This window comes from Vibrio mediterranei (assembly GCF_013364395.1).
GTDB classification, from domain to species: Bacteria; Pseudomonadota; Gammaproteobacteria; order Enterobacterales; family Vibrionaceae; genus Vibrio; species Vibrio mediterranei.
Genome location: NZ_JABXGK010000008.1, coordinates 1,535,394 through 1,555,123 on the forward strand (window position 1 = coordinate 1,535,394; position 19,730 = coordinate 1,555,123).

At 44.2% G+C, this 19,730-nt stretch carries 19 protein-coding genes; 9 read left to right on the top strand and 10 right to left on the bottom strand.

Annotation, left to right across the window (positions count from 1 at the left end; all coding sequences use genetic code 11):
• The first annotated feature begins 29 nt into the window (after window positions 1-29).
• Together HOP38_RS23995 and HOP38_RS24000 are read left to right on the top strand one after the other, a co-directional pair.
• The gene (locus tag HOP38_RS23995; protein WP_242456577.1) at window positions 30-1,631 is read left to right on the top strand and encodes a hypothetical protein; all 1,602 of its coding nucleotides are present in this window, start codon (window positions 30-32) and stop codon (window positions 1,629-1,631) included.
• The gene (locus tag HOP38_RS24000; protein WP_198559176.1) at window positions 1,628-2,965 is read left to right on the top strand and encodes a glycosyltransferase family 4 protein; all 1,338 of its coding nucleotides are present in this window, start codon (window positions 1,628-1,630) and stop codon (window positions 2,963-2,965) included. Before HOP38_RS23995 ends, HOP38_RS24000 begins: the two co-directional genes overlap by 4 nt.
• A gap of 60 nt (window positions 2,966-3,025) precedes the next feature.
• Here HOP38_RS24000 and HOP38_RS24005 read toward each other — a convergent pair whose 3' ends face one another.
• The 5 genes from HOP38_RS24005 to HOP38_RS24025 form a co-directional block, all read right to left on the bottom strand.
• Window positions 3,026-3,709 (bottom strand): DUF1868 domain-containing protein, encoded by a 684-nt coding sequence (locus HOP38_RS24005; RefSeq protein ID WP_198559177.1) that lies wholly within the window; start codon window positions 3,707-3,709, stop codon window positions 3,026-3,028.
• A 217-nt stretch (window positions 3,710-3,926) separates the two neighbouring features.
• Window positions 3,927-4,688 (bottom strand): iron ABC transporter ATP-binding protein, encoded by a 762-nt coding sequence (locus HOP38_RS24010; RefSeq protein WP_006070432.1) that lies wholly within the window; start codon window positions 4,686-4,688, stop codon window positions 3,927-3,929.
• A 10-nt stretch (window positions 4,689-4,698) separates the two neighbouring features.
• Window positions 4,699-5,649: an iron chelate uptake ABC transporter family permease subunit gene (locus HOP38_RS24015; RefSeq protein ID WP_038227327.1), complete on the bottom strand. Its 951-nt coding sequence runs from the start codon at window positions 5,647-5,649 to the stop codon at window positions 4,699-4,701.
• Entirely contained in the window at window positions 5,642-6,601 is a 960-nt protein-coding gene (locus HOP38_RS24020) for an ABC transporter permease (protein ID WP_006070430.1), read from the bottom strand. Before HOP38_RS24020 ends, HOP38_RS24015 begins: the two co-directional genes overlap by 8 nt.
• A gap of 84 nt (window positions 6,602-6,685) precedes the next feature.
• Window positions 6,686-7,606: a siderophore ABC transporter substrate-binding protein gene (locus tag HOP38_RS24025; protein WP_006070429.1), complete on the bottom strand. Its 921-nt coding sequence runs from the start codon at window positions 7,604-7,606 to the stop codon at window positions 6,686-6,688.
• Between the two features lie 304 nt (window positions 7,607-7,910).
• Here HOP38_RS24025 and HOP38_RS24030 point away from each other — a divergent pair, with 304 nt between their 5' ends.
• Both HOP38_RS24030 and HOP38_RS24035 read left to right on the top strand, forming a co-directional pair.
• Window positions 7,911-8,627, top strand: a complete 717-nt coding sequence (locus HOP38_RS24030; RefSeq protein ID WP_006070428.1) for a GntR family transcriptional regulator — start codon at window positions 7,911-7,913, stop codon at window positions 8,625-8,627.
• A 107-nt stretch (window positions 8,628-8,734) separates the two neighbouring features.
• Window positions 8,735-9,646 (top strand): DUF808 domain-containing protein, encoded by a 912-nt coding sequence (locus tag HOP38_RS24035; RefSeq protein WP_006070427.1) that lies wholly within the window; start codon window positions 8,735-8,737, stop codon window positions 9,644-9,646.
• A 23-nt stretch (window positions 9,647-9,669) separates the two neighbouring features.
• Here HOP38_RS24035 and HOP38_RS24040 read toward each other — a convergent pair whose 3' ends face one another.
• Both HOP38_RS24040 and HOP38_RS24045 read right to left on the bottom strand, forming a co-directional pair.
• Window positions 9,670-9,999, bottom strand: coding sequence for a 2Fe-2S iron-sulfur cluster-binding protein (locus HOP38_RS24040; RefSeq protein ID WP_062456014.1), 330 nt, complete (start codon window positions 9,997-9,999; stop codon window positions 9,670-9,672).
• A gap of 102 nt (window positions 10,000-10,101) precedes the next feature.
• Window positions 10,102-11,067, bottom strand: a complete 966-nt coding sequence (locus HOP38_RS24045) for a nitrilase family protein (RefSeq protein WP_198559178.1) — start codon at window positions 11,065-11,067, stop codon at window positions 10,102-10,104.
• A 101-nt stretch (window positions 11,068-11,168) separates the two neighbouring features.
• Between HOP38_RS24045 and HOP38_RS24050 the strand changes: the two genes are divergently transcribed.
• Window positions 11,169-12,041, top strand: coding sequence for a LysR family transcriptional regulator (locus tag HOP38_RS24050; protein WP_198559179.1), 873 nt, complete (start codon window positions 11,169-11,171; stop codon window positions 12,039-12,041).
• Here HOP38_RS24050 and HOP38_RS24055 read toward each other — a convergent pair.
• Window positions 12,038-13,195, bottom strand: a complete 1,158-nt coding sequence (locus HOP38_RS24055; RefSeq protein WP_198559180.1) for a multidrug effflux MFS transporter — start codon at window positions 13,193-13,195, stop codon at window positions 12,038-12,040. The genes HOP38_RS24050 and HOP38_RS24055 overlap by 4 nt on opposite strands.
• 97 nt (window positions 13,196-13,292) lie before the next feature.
• On the opposite strand from HOP38_RS24055, the gene HOP38_RS24060 reads away from it, so the two are divergent.
• The 3 genes from HOP38_RS24060 to HOP38_RS24070 all read left to right on the top strand — a co-directional run bounded on the left by HOP38_RS24060 (window position 13,293) and on the right by HOP38_RS24070 (window position 15,993).
• Window positions 13,293-14,057, top strand: coding sequence for an AraC family transcriptional regulator (locus tag HOP38_RS24060; protein ID WP_198559181.1), 765 nt, complete (start codon window positions 13,293-13,295; stop codon window positions 14,055-14,057).
• Between the two features lie 306 nt (window positions 14,058-14,363).
• Window positions 14,364-15,524, top strand: a complete 1,161-nt coding sequence (locus tag HOP38_RS24065) for an MFS transporter (protein ID WP_198559182.1) — start codon at window positions 14,364-14,366, stop codon at window positions 15,522-15,524.
• A gap of 139 nt (window positions 15,525-15,663) precedes the next feature.
• Window positions 15,664-15,993, top strand: coding sequence for a DUF4870 family protein (locus tag HOP38_RS24070; protein ID WP_062456033.1), 330 nt, complete (start codon window positions 15,664-15,666; stop codon window positions 15,991-15,993).
• Window positions 15,994-16,026: 33 nt separating this feature from the next.
• Here HOP38_RS24070 and HOP38_RS24075 read toward each other — a convergent pair whose 3' ends face one another.
• On the bottom strand, window positions 16,027-17,619 hold the full coding sequence (locus HOP38_RS24075) for an ATP-binding cassette domain-containing protein (RefSeq protein WP_198559183.1): 1,593 nt from the start codon (window positions 17,617-17,619) through the stop codon (window positions 16,027-16,029).
• A gap of 316 nt (window positions 17,620-17,935) precedes the next feature.
• Here HOP38_RS24075 and HOP38_RS24080 point away from each other — a divergent pair, with 316 nt between their 5' ends.
• Window positions 17,936-19,108 carry a MalY/PatB family protein gene (locus HOP38_RS24080; protein ID WP_198559184.1) on the top strand — a complete coding sequence of 391 codons (1,173 nt, stop codon included), beginning with the start codon at window positions 17,936-17,938 and terminating at the stop codon, window positions 19,106-19,108.
• 31 nt (window positions 19,109-19,139) lie between these two features.
• Here HOP38_RS24080 and sigZ read toward each other — a convergent pair whose 3' ends face one another.
• The gene (sigZ, locus tag HOP38_RS24085; RefSeq protein WP_198559185.1) at window positions 19,140-19,676 is read right to left on the bottom strand and encodes an RNA polymerase sigma factor SigZ; all 537 of its coding nucleotides are present in this window, start codon (window positions 19,674-19,676) and stop codon (window positions 19,140-19,142) included.
• Window positions 19,677-19,730 lie beyond the last annotated feature (54 nt).

Sequence of the window (19,730 nt, forward strand, 5' to 3'; positions counted from 1 at the left end):
ACAACTAGCACGAAATAAGAACAACAACCATGAACACCAAATGTTTTCCAGAGCGAGTCTCTAACAACGTCACAAGCATGAATTCCCAATGTTGGGAGCCTATTGATATCGAGCCAAATCGTTACTTCAACCCATCAGTGGTGCCTGGCTACGAAATTAAACATGGCCCGAAAGGCAACCCTTTACATGGTTGTGTTGAGCCCGCCTTTGAACAAGGACTGGCACAACGATACCAACAGTTGAAACATGAAAAGCCATCTTTAAAGGTAAAAAGAGCGCATTTTGCAATGCCGCAGCTTGACGCTGCGCAACTTCCTAGCGCCTCGGATTACGAGCTAATTAGCGAGCCTCGTTCACTGTGTTCTACATCCGTTTCTATAGTGTTAGCACCACAAGCAGACATCGATAAAGCGCGCATCGGCTATCACTTCAAGGGCAATAAGCTAGAGAACCTGAGAGATCGACTTGAATCAGAAAACAATCTGGATGGGTTGATTGGTAACCTTGGCTACTTTATGACTAAAGAGCTTAATATCGGAGACCATATTTGGTCACACAGACGCCGCTTTCCAAACCCAGACCATCAACTGCCAGAAGTGCTGTCATACCTAGGTTTCTACTATTTCTCAGATGAAAATGGCAAGGTTGAAACTGCCGGTTTCCCAAGCGCCCATGATGCAGCTGTTGCCATAGATCGTGCAGGCAATGTGCAGATCGTTCCATCTCTGACTTTTCGCCAATTTAACGTCACTATTGGCGGAACAAACTTTGACGTTGATTGCTTTAACCCGTCGCTAGAGTCACTTTCACAGCACGATGTCGCTCTGTTTAATGTGAAGTTTCCGATGAAGCACCAAGGCGACCTAGTTGAGTTCTCTCCAATGCTTGAATTAGAAGGAAGAGTGAACCTGTTTCTAGCTAATCAGGGCGACGGCACTAAGCCATTCGAAGAGGTTGTCGCGATATGGAATGGCAAATGCCCTCTTCCTTCTTTCGGAACACTCATATCCATTGAGGAGAAGTATTTTGAATCGCTGTTCTCTGAGACACCTCAAGTCGGGCAAGCGGTTAAGGTTATCCCTGTCGCAAACGAGATTGACCTTTGCGACTATAAACAGATTTTAGGTGGCCTAGTTCCTTCTGTTATTAACGGACAATCGTTGGTTCCAACTGGTCCTACAGTATCCGCAATGCAAGCAGAAGCCGCACTAGATGCTGTCGCCAACACCGATTCTCCTCTATCGCGTTCAGGAAAAGAAACCAACAATTTTGATGCGCTCATCCGAGAACCTTCTGGTCTATTTATCGAAACTGAAAACCACATCGGTTACCTGCTGTTTGATGGTCGACACGAGATGAGTATTGGCGCCAACATTGTTGACGTTGCCAACCTTGTTCAGCGTTTATCACAACCCGATATCGACTTCTTCGATGGCGAATCTGTCATTAACGCGATTTCCATCGACGGTGGTTCAGCGATGAAGGTATACGCCGCAAAAACAAGCACCACTGAAGCACCAACAATGGATTTACTTAACCGCGTTGCGGCCGGAGGTAGGAACGCTCCAGGAAACGATCCTCAAGGCCTCAACTTGTATTCAACGGTCATCTTGGAACTCAATAACGCATGAGAATACTACTAACGCACTATCGTGTTGGCGAAACCGACGGTGTTTCGCTAGAAATGGATAAATGGAAGTGGGCATTAGAGCAGCAGGGTCACCAGGTTTTCTATCTGGCAGGCAGTGCTGGAAATGTTAATGCTTCTTGTGTCGAAGCACTTCGTTATGAAGATGAATTGAACGCTAAAATTACTCACGACGCTTTTATTGAGCCTAAGTTTTTCACTAGCTCAGATGACCTACTCACTGCCATCCACACTCAAGCTGATGATATTGAGCACGCAGTAACGGCTATCATTCGAGACCTAGAAATAGATATTATCGTTCCTAATAATATCTTCGCAGTCGGGCACAGCCTCGCTGCCGCAATTGGATTGGAGAAAGCCATTCGCAACACTCATGTTAAAGTTGTCAATCACCATCACGATTTCCACTGGGAACGCGAGAAATTCGCTAAACCCGTGTACCCAGAAATCCAAGACATATTAGACGAATACTTTCCTCCACGTCGCGACGCCGACCAACACTGCGTAATCAATCAGATTGCTTTTGAGTCACTCAAGAACAAAACTGGCAAGCATGCCACCGTCGTCCCCAATGTGTTTGATTTCGACAACAGTCATTGGTGCCTTGACGACTATAACCGAGACTTGAAACAGAAAATCGGACTAACCGATAACGACATCGTCTTTCTACAAGCCACTCGAATCGTTGCACGCAAAGGTATTGAACTGGCGATTGACCTTATTGCGAAGCTCAATCAGCAACTGCCAAACTGGGTTGGACAAGCACTTTACAACGGCAAAACCATCACTAAAGAGAGTCGAATTGTCCTTGTTCTAGCAGGTATGAACGAAGAACAAGAGTACTTTGATAAGCTGAAGCAAAAAGCAGATCAAAACAATGTGCAGATGCTGTTTATCAATGATTATATCGAACACAGTCGCTGTGAAATAAATGGCGAAAAATGCTATTCCCTCTGGGACGCTTATGTTCATGCGGATATTGTTACCTACCCGAGCTGGCTTGAAGGTTGGGGTAATCAGTTCTTAGAAGGGTTAGTGGCTAAAGTACCACAAGTCGTTTATCGCTATCCTGTTTATGAAACCGATATTGCGCAGTTCAACTTCAATATCATCGATCTTGGAGAGAACCATTCGTGGGATTCACAAGGCTTAGCCACGATATCTGATGAACAATTGTCACTGGCTGCTGAGCAAACCAAACAATATCTATTTGATGCTGAGTACCGCCAGAAAGCGATGAATGACAACTTTGTCATTGGGCAAACGCATTTGTCTTATCGAGCACTTGGCGAAATTCTAGGCAAGGTCTTTAATTGAGTTAAGGTGGGATGAAAAAACGGAGTCGATAGACTCCGTTTTTTATTATATGTCAGTAAGTTACTTTTTCAACGACAACAGTTTTACTGGTTTGAACTCAAACATGTCTTCAAAGACACAGAACTCCACCGCGCCATGAGTAAGCACTCCAAAAGACTGATTGAGCCTTTCTTCAATACGCTGGCAAGTTTGCTCCAATTCGGCTTGTTGCTTTTCGTCAAGATTAATAACCTTGTAACTTAGCGTAATATGGAAGTGGTACTCATCATGCGTTGGGTGACGAATACCTGTCAGTTCACTCAAATTATCACGACATACTTTAAGTGCAGACTTAGTTTCGTCGTTCGCAGGCTTAAGCCTTAATACGGTTCCACCCGCGCGACTGTTGTACACGTAATCAAACTTCATTTGGAAGTTAGGTGTCGCTGCAGCCTCTTGTAACCAAGCTTGGAAACTTTCTGTTGCCGATTCAATATTCACATCTTCGGCCAACTTTGAGCTCCAGTGTGTCGTCTCTCGAATCTGATCGCACAGACCTTCAATAACCGTCATATGCATACTAGCTTCTGGCAAGAAGGCATAGTTAGTTGCGCACTTCATCGCTTTTAACTGCTGCTGTGCCCATAACACTTCTTGGTATACCGGGCTGGTTTTATCAACGTGACAAAGGAAGGTGTTGCCGGGGAATCGGCGAACGGTGCCGTCCTCATTAAATTTGACACCGACAGACGGAGCATAATTCATAGGGTTCTCTCCAAATTGTTTCTATTGACACATTCTATAGTAATTAAATTAACCTAGTTAATTTAATTACTATCATCGTGGTAATTTTGTGAGCGCTGCATAATTCCGCGTCAATGCACTAGGCAGTCCATATTGTGAATACTAAAAAAGCGCCCCAAATGGGACGCTTTGAATTCTTATATTTCGTTAACACGGTAAGACTTTACATCGTGCTCGATCAACTATTGAAGTACAAACACACTCGACGACCATCTACGTCACGGATATCAAATGGGATCTCGTAGATGGATTCCATGATCTCTTGCTGCACTACTTCTTCGACTTTACCCGATTTAACCACCTGCCCTTTTTTCATCGCCACAATGTTGTCCGAGTAACAAGATGCAAAGTTGATATCATGAATCACAATTACTACAGCTTTGTTGAATTCATGAGCCAGTCTACGCAGCGTATGCATGATCTCTACAGAGTGTTTAATATCCAAATTGTTTAACGGTTCATCAAGGAACACGTAGTCAGTGTCCTGAGCGACAACCATAGCGATGAACGCCATTTGACGCTGACCGCCACTGAGTTGGTCGAGGTATTTATTTTGGATCTCTTCAATACCTAGATGCCCTAGTGCTTTATCGATAATTTTATTATCTTCATCGGTTAGTCGACCTTGAGAATGTGGAAAGCGACCAAAAGAGACCAACTCTCGGATCGTGAAGCGCATGTTGATGTTGTTTGATTGGCGCAGTACCGCTAAGTGTTTAGCCAGTTCTTTGGTGTCCCACTGAGCGAGCAACTTGTTTCCAATCACAACTTCACCCGCATCACTCTCCGTGAGGCGACTTGCCATAGACAATAGAGTACTTTTACCGGCACCATTTGGGCCAATAATTGACGTCACTTCACCTTTAGGAAATAGTGCATCGGCATCCTTAACAACAAATGTCTTCCCGTACTTTTTACTTAGACCTGTTAACTTAATCACTTCATTACCCTTAATTAATTCTGTTTCTTAGTAGTAAGAACAGGAAGTAAGAACCACCTACGAGGTTAATAATCACGCTGATCGTGGTTTCGAATGCGAGAACTTTTTCTACGAACCATTGACCGCTAACTAACAGTAATACCGCGAGTAAACTGCTCGCGATTATAAGAAAGCGATGCTGGTAGTGATTGAACATTTCTCGGGTCAGACTCACTGTAATAAGTCCGAAGAACAGGACAGGACCCACCAGCGCCGTTGAAATCGCGATCATAATAGTAATCAAGATCATAATCCGCTGAGTAAGCTGTTTGGTGTTAACACCCAAACTGGTCGCATTATCAATGCCTAACCACAACACATCCAATTTCGGAGCATAGTAGAACAGAATCGCCAAACAGAGAGACAGTGGAATCAAACTCCAGTACACCAGCTTAGCGTTGACGTTATTAAAGCTCGCGAACATAGAACTCTGGATGGAAGCAAACTCATTTGGATCAACCAACATCGTCAAGAAACCTGTGACGCTGCTGAACAAACTTCCGCAGACAATACCAATGAGCAATAAGGTAAACACATTGCTATCCTGGCGTTTGAAATAGAAATGGAACAACAACAGTGAAAAACCAATCATCACTGCAGTGGACAACATAAAGTTGCTCATCGCATGGATAACCCAAAAGCTTGTACTGCCTAGAATCACCACCATTAGCACCTGTACCATAAGATACAAGCTATCAAACCCGAGTATGGATGGCGTTAAAATGCGGTTATTGGTAATGGTTTGGAATACCAAAGACGATGCTGAAATCGCAACGGCCGCCAGAATAATGGCCAATACTTTAGGAATACGACGAGACAAGAAAAACTGGTAGTTATCCGCTGTCAGCCCCTGTCCAATAAACCACGCAATGATCGCCAAACAACCTGCGATAAGTAGAGTTACTTTCAACGAATCACGCATTGGCTTTATCTCTCAACACCAGATAAATAAACACAGCACCACCGAAAATACTGATGATCATCGAGATTGGCATTTCGTAAGGGAAAATAATTAAGCGACCTAAGATGTCACAGGCGAGAACCAGAATAACGCCCCAATACGCCGTCCAAGGTAGAATGCGCTTCATATTGTCCCCCATAAATAGAGAGACAATGTTCGGTACGATCAGCCCTAAGAATGGAATCACACCAACAATCATTACCACTGTTGATGAGCTCACCGCCACCAAAATAACGCCAATGAAAACGATTTTTTGGTAATCGAGACCTATATTCTTAGCGAAGCTCTCACCGACACTAGCCGCGCTAAACTGACGTGCATATAAATACGCAAGTACGCATGCTGGAACCGCAAGATACAGGATTTCGTAATTCCCTTGCAACACACTCGCAAAGTTAGCCACCGTCCAAGAAGACATGGTCTGCACTAGGTCGTGCTTATAGGCAATAAAGGTTGTCAGTGCGGATATCACATTGCCATACATAATACCGATAAGAGGTACAAGAACCGCATTCTTGAATTGCAATCGTTGCAAGAATTTCACAAAGATCAATGTGCCTGCAACGGCAAAAAAGAAGATAACACCAAGATGCATCCACTGACTGGCACCACCCAAAAAGATAAGCCCAGCAACGTAGCCTAAAAGAGCGCAATCGATAGTGCCTGTCGTTGATGGAGAAGCGAAGCGGTTTTGCACGATCTGTTGCATGATAAGACCCGCAACGCTAAGACCAGCACCAGCCAGAATTATTGCTAGTAGTCGCGGAACTCGACTGACAACATAGATGGAATAAGCATGTTCATCGCCACGGAACAAGTCCGCAATGGACACGTGAGCAGCACCGAGTACGAGGGAACTAACCGCTAATGCGACCAGTAATGTGCATGCAAGAATGTATTTATGGATGGTCATTGAGAATGTGATGGCCAGTAATTAACAACAAGAATTAGAAAAGTCTCTCCTAGAGAACTAAGAGAGACTTTTTGAATACTTTAATTAGTTCAGAGCTTTATCGATATCAGCAATCATGGTCTGTGTAGCGGTTACACCACCACCTGAGATATACCAAGCATTTGGATTGATATAGACGATTTTTTTATTTTGCGCCGCAGGCGTTGAGTTCACTAGAGGGTTGTTAAATAACTCTTTCGCCTTACCCACACTGCGACCAATGGCTTGTTCACGGTCTAAAATGAAAATAACTTCAGGCTTTGCATCAGCCACATATTCAAATGAGATCAAGTTACCGTGAGACCCTTGGATCGGCGCAACATTTTGACTAGTCGATTCACCAAAACCAAAATCATCAAATACGATAGAAAAACGGCTACCTTTGTTGAACATCGCCACGTTGTTGCCATTGTTCATCAACATAAGTGCGTCCAAATCTTGCTTGGAAACCGCCTCAGCTGCTTTATCAAATTGAGCTTGAGTCTCTGCGATTAACTTTTCTGCTTCCGCTTCTTTATCAAACAGTTTGCCAAGCATACGCCAGTTTGCTTGCGTATCTTGCCAATACTCACCGTTATCAACATAAAACATCACTGTTGGCGCAATTTTATTTAAGTCATCGTAAACGCGAAGCATGCGGTTTTCAGCGATAATCACATCAGGTTTCAACGTGAAGATAGCTTCAAAATCAGGCTCGCTTACTGAACCTGTATTCCCCGTCGACGCTTTGTACTGCGCTAAATAGTCTGGAAGCAATGAATGTGGAGCACCAACTGGTTGTACACCTAAACGGTCTAGAACATCTAAGCTACCATTACCTAACACCACTACTCGCTTAGGGGTTTCATCAAACTCTGCAGTGCCTTTGAAGTGCTGAATAGTCACTGCACTTGCGTTCGCAACCATGGCGAAGCTGGCCGTTAGTGTCAGCGCGACACGCTTGATGAAACTCATAGACTGACTCATTCCGTTTTCCTTATATATTTTATGGTTATATTAAACAGAATCATTATCACTTACGATCAAATGGGAATCAATATCATTTTCATAGCTAATTGCATTTTTATTGTTATAACGCAAAGAAATACGGATTTTTAGCTCAATGGTGTAACCAGTGATAATCATTGGCGGAAAGACAAACAAATAAGAGGCAAGAAGAAAACTCGATCAATAACAATATAATTTAATAAATATAACCATATTGTTTTAACTGGTGGTTTTTTTGGCTTAGTATGAAGAATGTTTATCATGTTGCGAGAATCTATTCACTATGTCCACCACCAAAGCTAAGTATTCTGATATCTATCAGGCGATCAAGGAGAGGATTCTCTCTGGACAGTACACAACTAACCAAAAATTACCTGGTGGTAGTGAGTTAGCAGTAGAATTCGGATGCAGCGAGCTCACCATAAAGAAAGCACTCGATATTCTTGTCACCGACGGTTTAGTGGTGAGAAAACGAGGGTCTGGCTCGTATGTGAAACGTCCTCTTGGTAACTCCGGTTATAAGCATCTTTACGGCACCAAAGCCAATGTGCAAGACAGTGGTCAAACCCTAACCACAAAAGTACTGGAGTTCTCCGTCGTCCCTGCAGACACCTTCTTAGCAGAGAGATTGAACTGCGACATTGAAGATATGTTGTACAAAACAACACGGGTACGCATCATTGATGACATACCGGGTGCGGTTGAGGAGACTTATATGCCTATTAATGTCATTCAAGGTTTAAAGCGTGAACATGCCCAAGATTCTATTTATAGCTATATCACAGACACACTAGGTCTCAAGATCCACAGTTCAACGATGGAAATCACGGTCGTCAAAGCGAATGAGTTTTATGCCACTGAGTTAGACATAAAACTAGGCGAACCTTTAGTCAATGTAGAACAGATTGTTTACCTCGATAATGGCGAAATTTTCGAGTACTCCAATGTGAAGCATCGATGGGAAGGTTACAAGTTCGCCACTAACTTTGTGAAACTGTAAGACTTATCTGGTTGAACACCGACATTTGCTTGCTGGCTTGTTAAAGTCCTAATTAGTGTTACATTTGCTTACAGGTATGACGACTTTTTCGCAAACAGGTAACGCTTATGGCTGGTTTGAGTCTATTAACTCTTCTCGATGATATTACTGCGGTATTGGACGATGTTGCGCTGCTCTCAAAAGTAGCAGCAAAGAAAACCGCTGGGGTATTGGGTGACGATCTCGCCCTTAATGCCCATCAAGTTTCTGGCGTTTCCGCCGAACGTGAAATCCCTGTTGTGTGGTCCGTCGCGAAAGGATCCTTTAAGAACAAATGCATTCTTGTACCCGCCGCGCTCATTATCAGTTTTATTGCTCCTTGGCTGATCAATCCATTATTGCTGCTTGGGGGGCTGTTTCTCTGCTACGAAGGTGCTGAGAAGATTCTGGAAAAGCTGTTCCACAGCAAAGAACACACTGATGATCAAACTACACCGGATCTTGGTGGTGACTCCGTTGAGGAATACGAGAAAAAGAAAATTGCCGGCGCGATTCGCACTGACTTTATCCTATCAGCGGAGATTATAGTTATTGCTTTAGGGACGGTCCAAGGACAGTCCACCAGTATCCAAATCATGGTGGTTAGTCTGATTGCCGTTGTAATGACTATTGGAGTATATGGACTGGTTGCGGGTATTGTTAAACTCGACGATTTAGGTTTTTACTTAGAACGAAAGTCTCAAGGAAAAGGACTATTATCCAGCATTGGTAGAGGATTGATTGCCTTTGCCCCTAAACTGATGCGCACGCTCACTATCGTTGGTACTGCGGCTATGTTCTTAGTGGGCGGAGGTATTGTTGTCCATAACGTACCCGCCATTCACCATCTTATTGAACCTATCATCATGGATATTCCCAACCTATCCGTTGCTCAAGCCATTATCCCAGCTCTGCTCAACGGCGTTATCGGTATCATCGCAGGCCTCATTGTTGTGGCTGTATTTAGCGTAATCGGCAAACTTAAAGCCGCCGCTTCTTAACAATTAACTGAGATTGTAGCTGACTAACAGCTACAACCGCATGATGACGTATCACCCGACTTCACTTGCTGCTTGAAATTTTGCAGCGACGCTTTTCGGATTTGGTCGAGGTCTCGACGCTTAACTATCACTTCTGTATTCGACTTAGGCTTACTTGAACAAGCATAAGTTTGCTGGCCATCCACTTCAACCAAACACGCTTTACAGCAACCATGCTTGCGTTTATTTTTCAAACATGGAGCGGGGATCCTTACCCCTACTCTGCTCGCTAATTCGACTAAGTTCTTTTCTGAAGCACCAATAACTGTCGTTTGACCATCAATAGTCAAGGTGGCAGGTTTAATCTGAAACATATTTCTCAACTGTTCTGTTTTAACTCTCTTAATAAGACGAAGCAAAATCAAAAAAGACGACCAATTCTCGAAATATTATTCAATTTAGTGTTTAGAACAAGTTCAGATCTTATCTCGCGAGAATCTCGCATGATAAGGGTCGAGCTCATTTCCCTGCTTTTCGGTTAGCTCTTGGTATAGCTCTGGCCTGCGACCGCGAATCCAGCGACGGCCAGTACACATTTCTAGTTCCTGACCGTCCAGTACAGCGACAACCATGTCGTCATCAAGACTCTTTGACTCAGTAATCACTTCACCATAAGGGTTAAGAATCATCGCGTGTCCCGTGCGCACTTCATTCATGTCCACACCAACCCCATTACTAAATACTACAAATAGTCCATTATCATGAGCTCTAGCAGGCAACCAGCGCATTAACCAAGCACGGCCTTTCCTACCTTGCATTTCATTGTAGATAGTCTGTGGATCTTGATGTCGATTATGCCAAAGCTGAGGATCAATCAGCCCCATAGCATTTGGGCTTCGAGAGTCGCAACCGCCTGTTTGATGTGGCGCAATTAAGATATCCGCTCCTCTTAACGCCGTGATTCTCACGTTTTCAACCAAGTTGTTATCCCAACAAATCAGGATTCCAACCTTACAGCCGTGAGGGGTGTCAAACACCGTATACTCATCGCCACTACTCATATGGGGGCTGACAAATGTATGCAGCTTTCTGTGCTTTTGAACCACACCGTTCGGCATCACAAACACGTAGGTGTTGTATAACTGACCGCACTCACCCTCTTCAATCAGCCCCGCGCCAATACTCATATTATGACGTTGTGAGAGTGCCAACAGTGCTTGGCTCGTGTCGCCCGATGGCACAGGTTCTGAGAGTTCAGAAATCTCATCACGAGTAAGCGCTGAAACATGCCAGTAACCAGTAACGCACATTTCGGGAAAGCTGATGATATCTACCTTGTTAGCAGCGGCTCGAGTCACAAATTGCTCTATTATCGCTAAATTGGCAGATTTATCTCCCGACTTATGATTGAACTGAACTGAGGCTACTTTTACCGACTTCATACTTTCTCCTTATGAGAGCTTAACAGTGAAGTCACAGTGTAAAAAGTACTGTTGATTCCGTATAATGAATTTAAATCACAAATTGATTACCATTTGGAATCATGAATATCGACCTTCTAAAAGCGTTCGTGACCTTGGCTCGCAGCGATACCTATCGCAGTGCTGCTGAGGCACTGTTTATCACTCAGTCAGCATTGACGAAAAAAATATATCGGCTAGAGAGTGATATTGGCGCGACCTTATTTGACCGTAATCGAGGCGGGACGAAATTATCCATTGTTGGCGAGTGCCTGCTCCCCGAAGCGAAGCGCGTCATTGCGAGCGCTGAGAAGTTTGATCAGTTATCCAACCAAGTTGCAGCTGGGCAATCCGGTTATCTTAATGTTGGCTTCGGTATTTCGAGTTTTGACATTGCACCTCGACATATCTCCGAGTTCAAGCAGCGTTTCAGCGATGTCCATGTCACGCTTAACGATCTCCCATCTCAGACACAGACAGAGCAACTCCTGTCAGGCGAGTTGCATATCGCCTACTCACGCCTCCCATGTGAAAGCAGTCTATCTTCAATCACACTCTCCAGTGATCGACTTTGCGTAGCGGTCAACCGCAGCCATAGTGAGTCGTCACTGACGTCTATACTTACTTCTCTTCCCTACTTAGCATTGAGACCAGAGCGAGGAATGGGGTTACACCAACAGATCTCAAAGGTTGCTGGAGAGCTAAATTGGCAGTTCACACCAAGCCAATTTGCCGATGATATCTTGACCCTGCTGTCATTGGTTAAAGCCAATATAGGATTTGTCATTGTTCCAGAAAGTGCACGCTCATTGGTTGATGACACGATACGTTTCCTCCCGATCCCCTCGACAGATAATCATTGGGATATTGGCGTTATTTGGAACCCCGATGTTATCAATCCGGTAAAAGACCGCTTTCTCGATATGTTGAAAGATAACGGCCTTATTCTAGATTAAAGTTGACGATGGACTTTGAAGCATAGAGTGACGATCATAAGCATTGAGACCGCAACAAGTGATAACCCTAAGTTAGCCACTGCACTTGATGCCGATAATCCAACAGCAATCAGTATGTAGTACAGCAGACCTAAAATCGCACTCGCACTACCAACCGCTTGTTTGTAGTTCACTAACGCTTGACTTAGTACGTTAGGAATACCAACACCAAACGCCATAACCACGACCATCATAGGCAGTAAGAACCATAGGCTGTCTTGCGTCATGTAAACACCTAAAGAGCCCAAGGCAGATAAAGTAACAGCCAATTTGATTAACGATGCCGAGGTTCTACCTTTGGTGAGAAGCCGTTTGTTTATAGAGCTGCCTAAAAACGTTCCAAGTGCCAATACCACACCTGAGTATCCGAACTGTTGAGCGTCAAAACCCAGTTCACGAAATAAAAACGGGCCAATCTGGTAATAGTTGAATACTACGATATTAAAACCAGCGACCAATAGTGCCGACACCCAGATATGTTTATCAAGCAGCATCTGTTTAGCCGTCTGGGTTAAGGACGTTTTGCGTGACTCTTGGCAGCCTGTTTCTGGCAATCGCAACGCACTTTTACCAAGCAGTATCACTGCCAGTAGGCATAGCGCCCAAAATACGTAGGTGTGTCCGCCTAACTGGGTGAGCTGTCCGCCTACGAGCATGCCAACAACCGGACTAATGGCGATGCCCATCCCCATTAAAGAAAATACTTTCCCTAATTCCTCACCGGAGAATTTATCACGCAGCATGGTTTGTGTGACCACTGAGCCTGCTGCTGCGCCAAAAGCACTAATAGCACGAGCGACCAACAGCATCTCGAACGATGTCACGAATACGGCCGTAAAAACACCGATAGCGTAGGTTGTTAAACCCAATAGCATACTTGCTCGACGTCCTAATACATCAGACAGAATACCCCAAGCCACGACTCCTATCGCAAATGCATAAAAATACGTTGCAATGGTTGCTGCCGCAAGACTATCACTCACCCCAAAATGTTGCCCAATATCTCCTAGCGCCGGGCTGTAGATAGTTTCAACAATTTGAGGAAACATAATAAGTAGTACCATTAACCACAAAGGGGGTTTCGCTGTTTCCCCATATTTCGTTTGTTGAATCATTGTGATTCCTCCTCTTAATTTGATGGTGAGGAGTTTAGCCTTAATGGGTTTTGTACTAATATCATCATAAGAACAAAAAACATCGAAAATAAGACAAATGGCGCTAATTGATCACCAGACACGTTTCGATGCTGACGCATTGAGTGCACCTGTTATTGGTATTGCAGCAAGAGTGGGCAAACATGATTCAGGCATGCACCAGCATCAGAAAGGACAACTGCTCTACGCACCTCAAGGTTGCATGACTATCGAACTTCAAGGATGTCGTTCGGTTTTGCCGCCAACTCAAGCCGCTTGGATACCACCAAACACAGAACATCGAGCGAGCATGAATAATGTCGTCGAGTATCGCTCGCTATACTTTGATACCAACCTGTTTATTAGTGCCCCAGACACCATACAGTACCTTAACGTAAACGAGCTGTTGAAAGCCTTGATTGATAGAATGAGCTTTTGGTCTTGGGACATTAGTATCGAACAAACCCGCAACACCACAGCGCTGTTTTGGGAAGAGTTTCAATTAGCGTTAGCAGAGGTGCACCTCTTACCTATCCCCAGCGATCCGAGAGTCACGGGCATCTTGAATCATTTTTTGACCGGAGAGCAAAGCCTCCCTTCACTAGAGGAATTTTCCCGTCATGTGGGGGCCAGCAGCAAAACCGTCAGTCGAATTTTCGCTAAAGAAACCGGTATGAGCTTTCAAGCTTGGCGACAACAATGGCGGTTGCAGCGAGCCACAGAGCTATTGGCACTGGGGCAAAGTGTTCTAGATGTTTCTTATACTTTGGAATTTTCAAGTGACAGTGCTTTTATCGCTTTCTTTAAACAACATATGGGGATCACCCCCAAACAGCTCTTTTAGTGTCGGAAAATAATATTCCATGACTTAATTTTTTGATAAAGCACTGATATTTCCGCCAAACATTCACAATGAGATTTTTCCTATACTACTTAATAAAAACAGTACGTTAGCTTATTAAACATTAGCTACATTTATACTTCGCTTCAACGATAACTAATGCCAATATATCGATAAATATTTGTTGTCGTTATGGTCATTTTTTTTAGTTTTACTCCTCCTCTTTCAAGCCTCATAGTCGCGGCGAAAACCTAATCAATTTCTCAATTCTGTTTCGATTTTCCAACGACTATTTAGGAGGCTCTGCTAGTGGAAAACACACCTGATTTCGCAGTAAAAACTGGCTTTAAAGTACCTGTTATTGCGCTATCACTTTATGCCGTCGCATCAGGTTATTTGATGAGCTTAATCCCGCTTATGCTGGGTGAATACGGTATTGATGCAAGCAACGCAAGTTGGCTAGCAAGTGTGTTCTACGCGGGTCTTTTAGTTGGTGCTGTTGTTATTGAACCGGCTGTAAAGCATATCGGTCACCGTGTCGCATTTATCGCCTGTCTAGCGCTATTTATCGCTACGATCGTTGCGCTGCCACTGATGCCTGTCGCATGGGCTTGGCTGATTGCACGCTTTGTCGCAGGTATTGCTGTCGCGGGTGTCTTCGTTATCGTTGAGTCATGGCTACTTGTAGGTGATGAATCAAGCCGTGCCAAACGTCTTGGCCTCTATATGGGTTCGCTATATGGCGGCTCTGCACTAGGTCAGCTTGGGATTGGTTTTATCGGTGTTCAGGGTAGTCTGCCATTTGTGGCGATTCTCTCTATGCTAAGCGCAGCTATTCTGGTTCTGATGTTCGTTCCAACACAGCAACCACAGAGTGCTCACTCGGCGACACTATCGTTCAAACAAATTGCAAAACTGAACCATGCTGCAATCATCGGCTGTATTGTTTCAGGCTTAACCCTTGGATCTATCTATGGTCTGATGCCTGTAGAGTTAACGCACCGCGACGTGTCACAAAGCAGTTTAAGTGCATTAATGGCCTTAGTAATCCTTGGCGGTATGGCAGTACAAACACTAGTACCTCCACTACTTAAAGTAGCGGGTCGCACTCCTCTAATGGGCATGTTCTGTTTATTGGGTGTATTTGGTGTCGGCCTAGTTATTCTCAGCGATGACCTGAGTGTACTGGCGATCAGCTTATTCTTAATTGGGATGGCGACGTTCGCCCTGTACCCGATTGCTATTAACTTAGGCTGTGACAAATTGGACGAGAGTTTTATTGTCTCTGCAACGCAAGTTATGCTGTTTTGCTACAGCATCGGCTCAGTCGCTGGTCCGGTACTTGCGGATTGGTTTATGGACGGTACGCAAGGTTTGATGGCTTATTTACTTGCAACCATGATGGCAACCGCTATCTATATGTTCATTGCCAGTATTCGTACCAAGAAACACTTGGTGGCTGGCAAGTAACATCACACTTTAAGTTCACGTACAGCGTAAACAACAAAGCGGCTTTCAAGGCCGCTTTGTTACTTTGAAACCTTCAGTTTCATCTCTGGTTCATGTTTTAAGTACTATAGTTAAATCAAGTCATTACAGGGGAACGATTATGCTATCCGAACAAGACCAACAAACTAAAACTAACGCCATTGTCGCTTACGCCTGTTTACTTTTAGGAAGTTTCACTGGCATTTTCTATCTCGTTGGCGGTATCTGGGCCATGCTTAAGCGCAGTTCCTCAGCAGGTAGTCCGTTGGCTGATCACCTCGAAAACGCAGTACAGACATTTTGGGTCTCCATTATTTTGACGGTCGTGGGTATCTTCTCCATGCCGCTGTTTGGCATTGGCTACTTAATACTTGTCGGGACATCCGTTTGGGTCATCTATCGCTGTGTGAAAGGACTCGTTAGGGTGCTCGACAATCAAGGTTACAACTAAAAAAGAGAGGCTCGATTGAGCCTCTCTTTTTCGTCAGTCAGTTAGGGCAATGACTTTGTCTATCCTTAACTGCTCTATGAATCCCATATCATGACTGACAACTAACACAGTCCCTGCGTAGCCGTTAATAGCAACAATCAACTGTTGTTTTGCTTCGAGATCCAAGTGATTATCCGGTTCATCCAATAACAGGGTAGCTACCTGTTTTTGGTGCGAAGCAATCAACATGGCTAGCTTCATTTTCTCGCCACCACTGAGTTGCTCGACTTTGTCATAGACTTTATCTCGCCTAAAACCGATGCCAGCTAATAGAGTACGAGCAACAGGAATTGTCATCTCATTACACCCTTCACACACAGCGTCAATCAGCGCTAAATCACCGTTAAGTATAGAAAAGTGTTGATCTAAGTAAAAACACTGCGTATTGACTCGAAGCCCATCAGTCACACCACTTGAGTTTTGGCTAACAGCGAGTACTCGCTTTAAAATGGTCGACTTACCCGAGCCATTACGACCTTTTAGCCACGCATGCTCGCTGGTAAGCACCGTCGCACGAATCGGTACACCAAGCACATTAGCATGCTGAAATGCGTCAAACGCGATGGCTGTCTTACCCTTCGTTTGAACCACTCCGGTGTACCATTTCTGCGGTTTATTCTGTTCTATTTGATCCGTCACTTGCTGAAGTTTTTGATCCAAAACCGCGAACTGGCGTTCACTTTGAGCGGCAATCGCGGCGTTAGCATTCTGTGCGCCTTGCTTTTTACCATCCATCAGTATTTTTGGCTGGCTACCACTCGTCCTTTGCGCTTTACCCCTTGTCGCGAGCTTTTGAGCTGTGATTAGCCGTTGGTGCGCTTTCTCCGCTTTTACCTTTCTCTCCTTAATCAGTGATTTTGCTTTGTCCTGCAACGCTTGCAGATGCTCATTTTTGTGAGCAACGAATGTTTGGTAGTTGCCTCCATAACAGGTAATACCTAACGAGTTCAGCTCGAGTATTTTGTCAACGTGATTGAGGAACGCAATATTGTGGCTTACCACCAGCACCGGTTTGTCTATTGTTTTTAATTGCTTCACTAACCAATCAACATGCTCTGAATCTAAATGGTTAGTAGGCTCATCAAGAACGAATGCGTCATAATCTTGCTGCAGTAGTACATAAAGCCTTAATACAGCGCGTTGCCCACCACTTAATTGCGCCAGTTTGATATTGAGATCGGTAGGCAAACGTAGTTGCGTGAGTAGCCTTGCTAATTGTTCAGCAAGATCCCATTCACCATCGGCAATCATGTCAAACCAATGACAAGAGCTGTCACCTTGCTGAATGTGCTCAAGGGCGAGCAACTTCTTTTCCACACCTAATTGTTGAGCAATGCTTTGAGACAAGTCTGATTTACTTTCTAATTGGCTATAAAAGCCAACAGATTTGATCTGATTTCCCCACTCCACTCGCCCTTCAGACGGTGGGGTTAATTTAGCGAGGATCTGCGCCAAATGACTCTTGCCACTGCCATTTTTTCCTACTAACGCTGTGATGCCTTCTTCAGTTGAGAAGCTAATCGATGAAAATAGTCGGTCTCCATCAGGAAACTGCTTTGAGATTGAAATTGCATGAAATGCAGTCATACATCCTCCTTTACAGAGCATGTGACGCTTGGCAGATAGTACTATTTCAAGTCAGCTATATGCTGATGATAGAGATGTGTAGATAGAACGAGCCAACGCCCACTAACTCTGCGATTTCAAAAGTTACTTGTATAAAACGATCGAAATTGAGTTAGTTGTTCATGTAGGCGTGTACTCCTAGGAAAGTGATAGTGAATTTATAACTCAAGCGGCATGAGAAAACTACTGTTCTGCTTAAAAAAGCAAAATTCTCTGCGTCTTTTTTGAATTAGCACCGTCTAATTTAATGACCACTTATTTATGATAAGAGAAACCTATGTTTAAAGTAACCTCATCAACGTCCGCTACGCAGAACAACTTTATCAAACATGATTCTGCCATGTTGAACCAGTTTTACGGAACAAACGATGTCGTACCCTATTGGGTCGCTGATATGGACTTTCCCATTGCAAATCCAATTACGCAGGAATTACAACGTCTTGTTGATCGCGAAGTTTACGCTTACGAGTTCGACTCTTCTCGAGTTTTTTCAGCCATTGCGCGCTGGAATGAAACAGCACATAACCTGTCATTAGACCCAAATCACTTCGTGCAAGTACCGGGCGTCTTGAGTGCTATTGCCCTGTTGATTCGCCAATTTACCCAGCAAGGCGACGGCGTATTGATTCAAACACCGGTTTATCATCAGTTCCGCAGATTGATTGAATCGGCAGGCAGAGTGGTTGCAGGTAATTCTCTCAAGATCGAAGATGGACACTACACCATCGACTTTGACGATTTTGAGCAGCAACTCAAACAGGGCAATGCCAAAATGGTTCTTTTGTGTAACCCTCATAACCCTGTTGGTCGTGTTTGGACTCGCTCTGAACTTCAAACGATGGTCGATATTGCCCGCCGTTACGATGTGATTATCGTTAGTGACGAAATCCATGCCGATATCGTTTTCGACGCTCATACATTCACATCAATTGTCTCTTTGGGATACGAAAAAGCGATCTCCATTATCGGCTCACCCGCTAAAAACTTTGGACTTAACAGCATAGCGAACGGATATATATACACCGATAACGACACTTTGTATCAACAAATCAAATCAACCGTGAGTTCATTGGCTATCGACCATGGGAATGCGCTAACAACTTATGCCACCATCGCTGCTTACGAGAAAGGTAGAGAATGGTTTGAAGGCTACTTGCAATACACTCAAACCACTGTTCATTGGATCGCCGAGTTTGTTGCCTCATCTTTGCCAGAAATCACCATGTATAAACCTGAGGGTACCAACCAAATCTGGTTCGATTTTTCCAAGTTACAACTAGCGCCGGATGCGCTGAAGTCTTTGCTGGTTAACGAGGCAAAAATGGGGCTGACTCCGGGTGCATGGTTTGGCGAAACCAACCCTAATTACTATCGCATGAATATCGCAGTGGACAGAGCACAGATCCAAGCGTCATTTGCTAGGTTGCACACCGCAATTAAATCTCTCTAAATCCCACTCCCCTTACTGGCTAAGGGGAGATTCACTGCCGATTTAACCACGCTTCCTTTGGAGCATAATCGGTCACACCGCCGTGACCGATTTCGATATCACAACATCGCATGATATGCTCCCTCAGCTTGATTCGGCTTCGTTGAATTCGACTCTTAGCACCAGATAACGATATCCCCATTCGCTCCGCTATCTCTTTTTGAGATATTCCCTCAAGTTCTGCCAGTATTAAAGGTGTACGATACTGCTCTGGTAATTCATCTATGAGCGGTCTTAAACATTGTGCCACCTCTTGATGAGCCTGCTCTGCCGTATCCGGCTCTTCATGAACGAGATCTTGCGGTAACTGGTCGAAATCACGACGCTGACGGTAGTGATCCATAATCGTATTATGGGCAATGCGAAATAGCCAACTACTCAAACTTCCTTGGGACTTGAGCTGATGTAAATTATCACTCGCTTTGATGTAAACATCCTGCAAAATGTCGTCAATAAAATGCTCATCATCCACTTGTTTCGCGATGTAATTTCTTAGTTTTGTTTTGTGATTTTGCCATTCTGCAAGCATAAACCCAGGCTCCTAACCCCACATTGCCTTAGTTAATCTCTTTAAGACGAAGCA

What these genes read in the sequence shown, in the direction of transcription:
- HOP38_RS24040 (WP_062456014.1), bottom strand. Translation starts at nt 9,999, where the DNA reads ATGTTTCAGATTAAACCTGCCACCTTGACTATTGATGGTCAAACGACA.
- HOP38_RS24060 (WP_198559181.1), top strand. Translation starts at nt 13,293, where the DNA reads ATGGCGCTAATTGATCACCAGACACGTTTCGATGCTGACGCATTGAGT.
- HOP38_RS24035 (WP_006070427.1), top strand. Translation starts at nt 8,735, where the DNA reads ATGGCTGGTTTGAGTCTATTAACTCTTCTCGATGATATTACTGCGGTA.
- HOP38_RS24005 (WP_198559177.1), bottom strand. Translation starts at nt 3,709, where the DNA reads ATGAATTATGCTCCGTCTGTCGGTGTCAAATTTAATGAGGACGGCACC.
- HOP38_RS24030 (WP_006070428.1), top strand. Translation starts at nt 7,911, where the DNA reads ATGTCCACCACCAAAGCTAAGTATTCTGATATCTATCAGGCGATCAAG.
- HOP38_RS24055 (WP_198559180.1), bottom strand. Translation starts at nt 13,195, where the DNA reads ATGATTCAACAAACGAAATATGGGGAAACAGCGAAACCCCCTTTGTGG.
- HOP38_RS23995 (WP_242456577.1), top strand. Translation starts at nt 30, where the DNA reads ATGAACACCAAATGTTTTCCAGAGCGAGTCTCTAACAACGTCACAAGC.
- HOP38_RS24070 (WP_062456033.1), top strand. Translation starts at nt 15,664, where the DNA reads ATGCTATCCGAACAAGACCAACAAACTAAAACTAACGCCATTGTCGCT.
- HOP38_RS24020 (WP_006070430.1), bottom strand. Translation starts at nt 6,601, where the DNA reads ATGACCATCCATAAATACATTCTTGCATGCACATTACTGGTCGCATTA.
- HOP38_RS24050 (WP_198559179.1), top strand. Translation starts at nt 11,169, where the DNA reads ATGAATATCGACCTTCTAAAAGCGTTCGTGACCTTGGCTCGCAGCGAT.
- HOP38_RS24080 (WP_198559184.1), top strand. Translation starts at nt 17,936, where the DNA reads ATGTTTAAAGTAACCTCATCAACGTCCGCTACGCAGAACAACTTTATC.
- HOP38_RS24075 (WP_198559183.1), bottom strand. Translation starts at nt 17,619, where the DNA reads ATGACTGCATTTCATGCAATTTCAATCTCAAAGCAGTTTCCTGATGGA.
- HOP38_RS24015 (WP_038227327.1), bottom strand. Translation starts at nt 5,649, where the DNA reads ATGCGTGATTCGTTGAAAGTAACTCTACTTATCGCAGGTTGTTTGGCG.
- sigZ (WP_198559185.1), bottom strand. Translation starts at nt 19,676, where the DNA reads ATGCTTGCAGAATGGCAAAATCACAAAACAAAACTAAGAAATTACATC.
- HOP38_RS24045 (WP_198559178.1), bottom strand. Translation starts at nt 11,067, where the DNA reads ATGAAGTCGGTAAAAGTAGCCTCAGTTCAGTTCAATCATAAGTCGGGA.
- HOP38_RS24000 (WP_198559176.1), top strand. Translation starts at nt 1,628, where the DNA reads ATGAGAATACTACTAACGCACTATCGTGTTGGCGAAACCGACGGTGTT.
- HOP38_RS24025 (WP_006070429.1), bottom strand. Translation starts at nt 7,606, where the DNA reads ATGAGTCAGTCTATGAGTTTCATCAAGCGTGTCGCGCTGACACTAACG.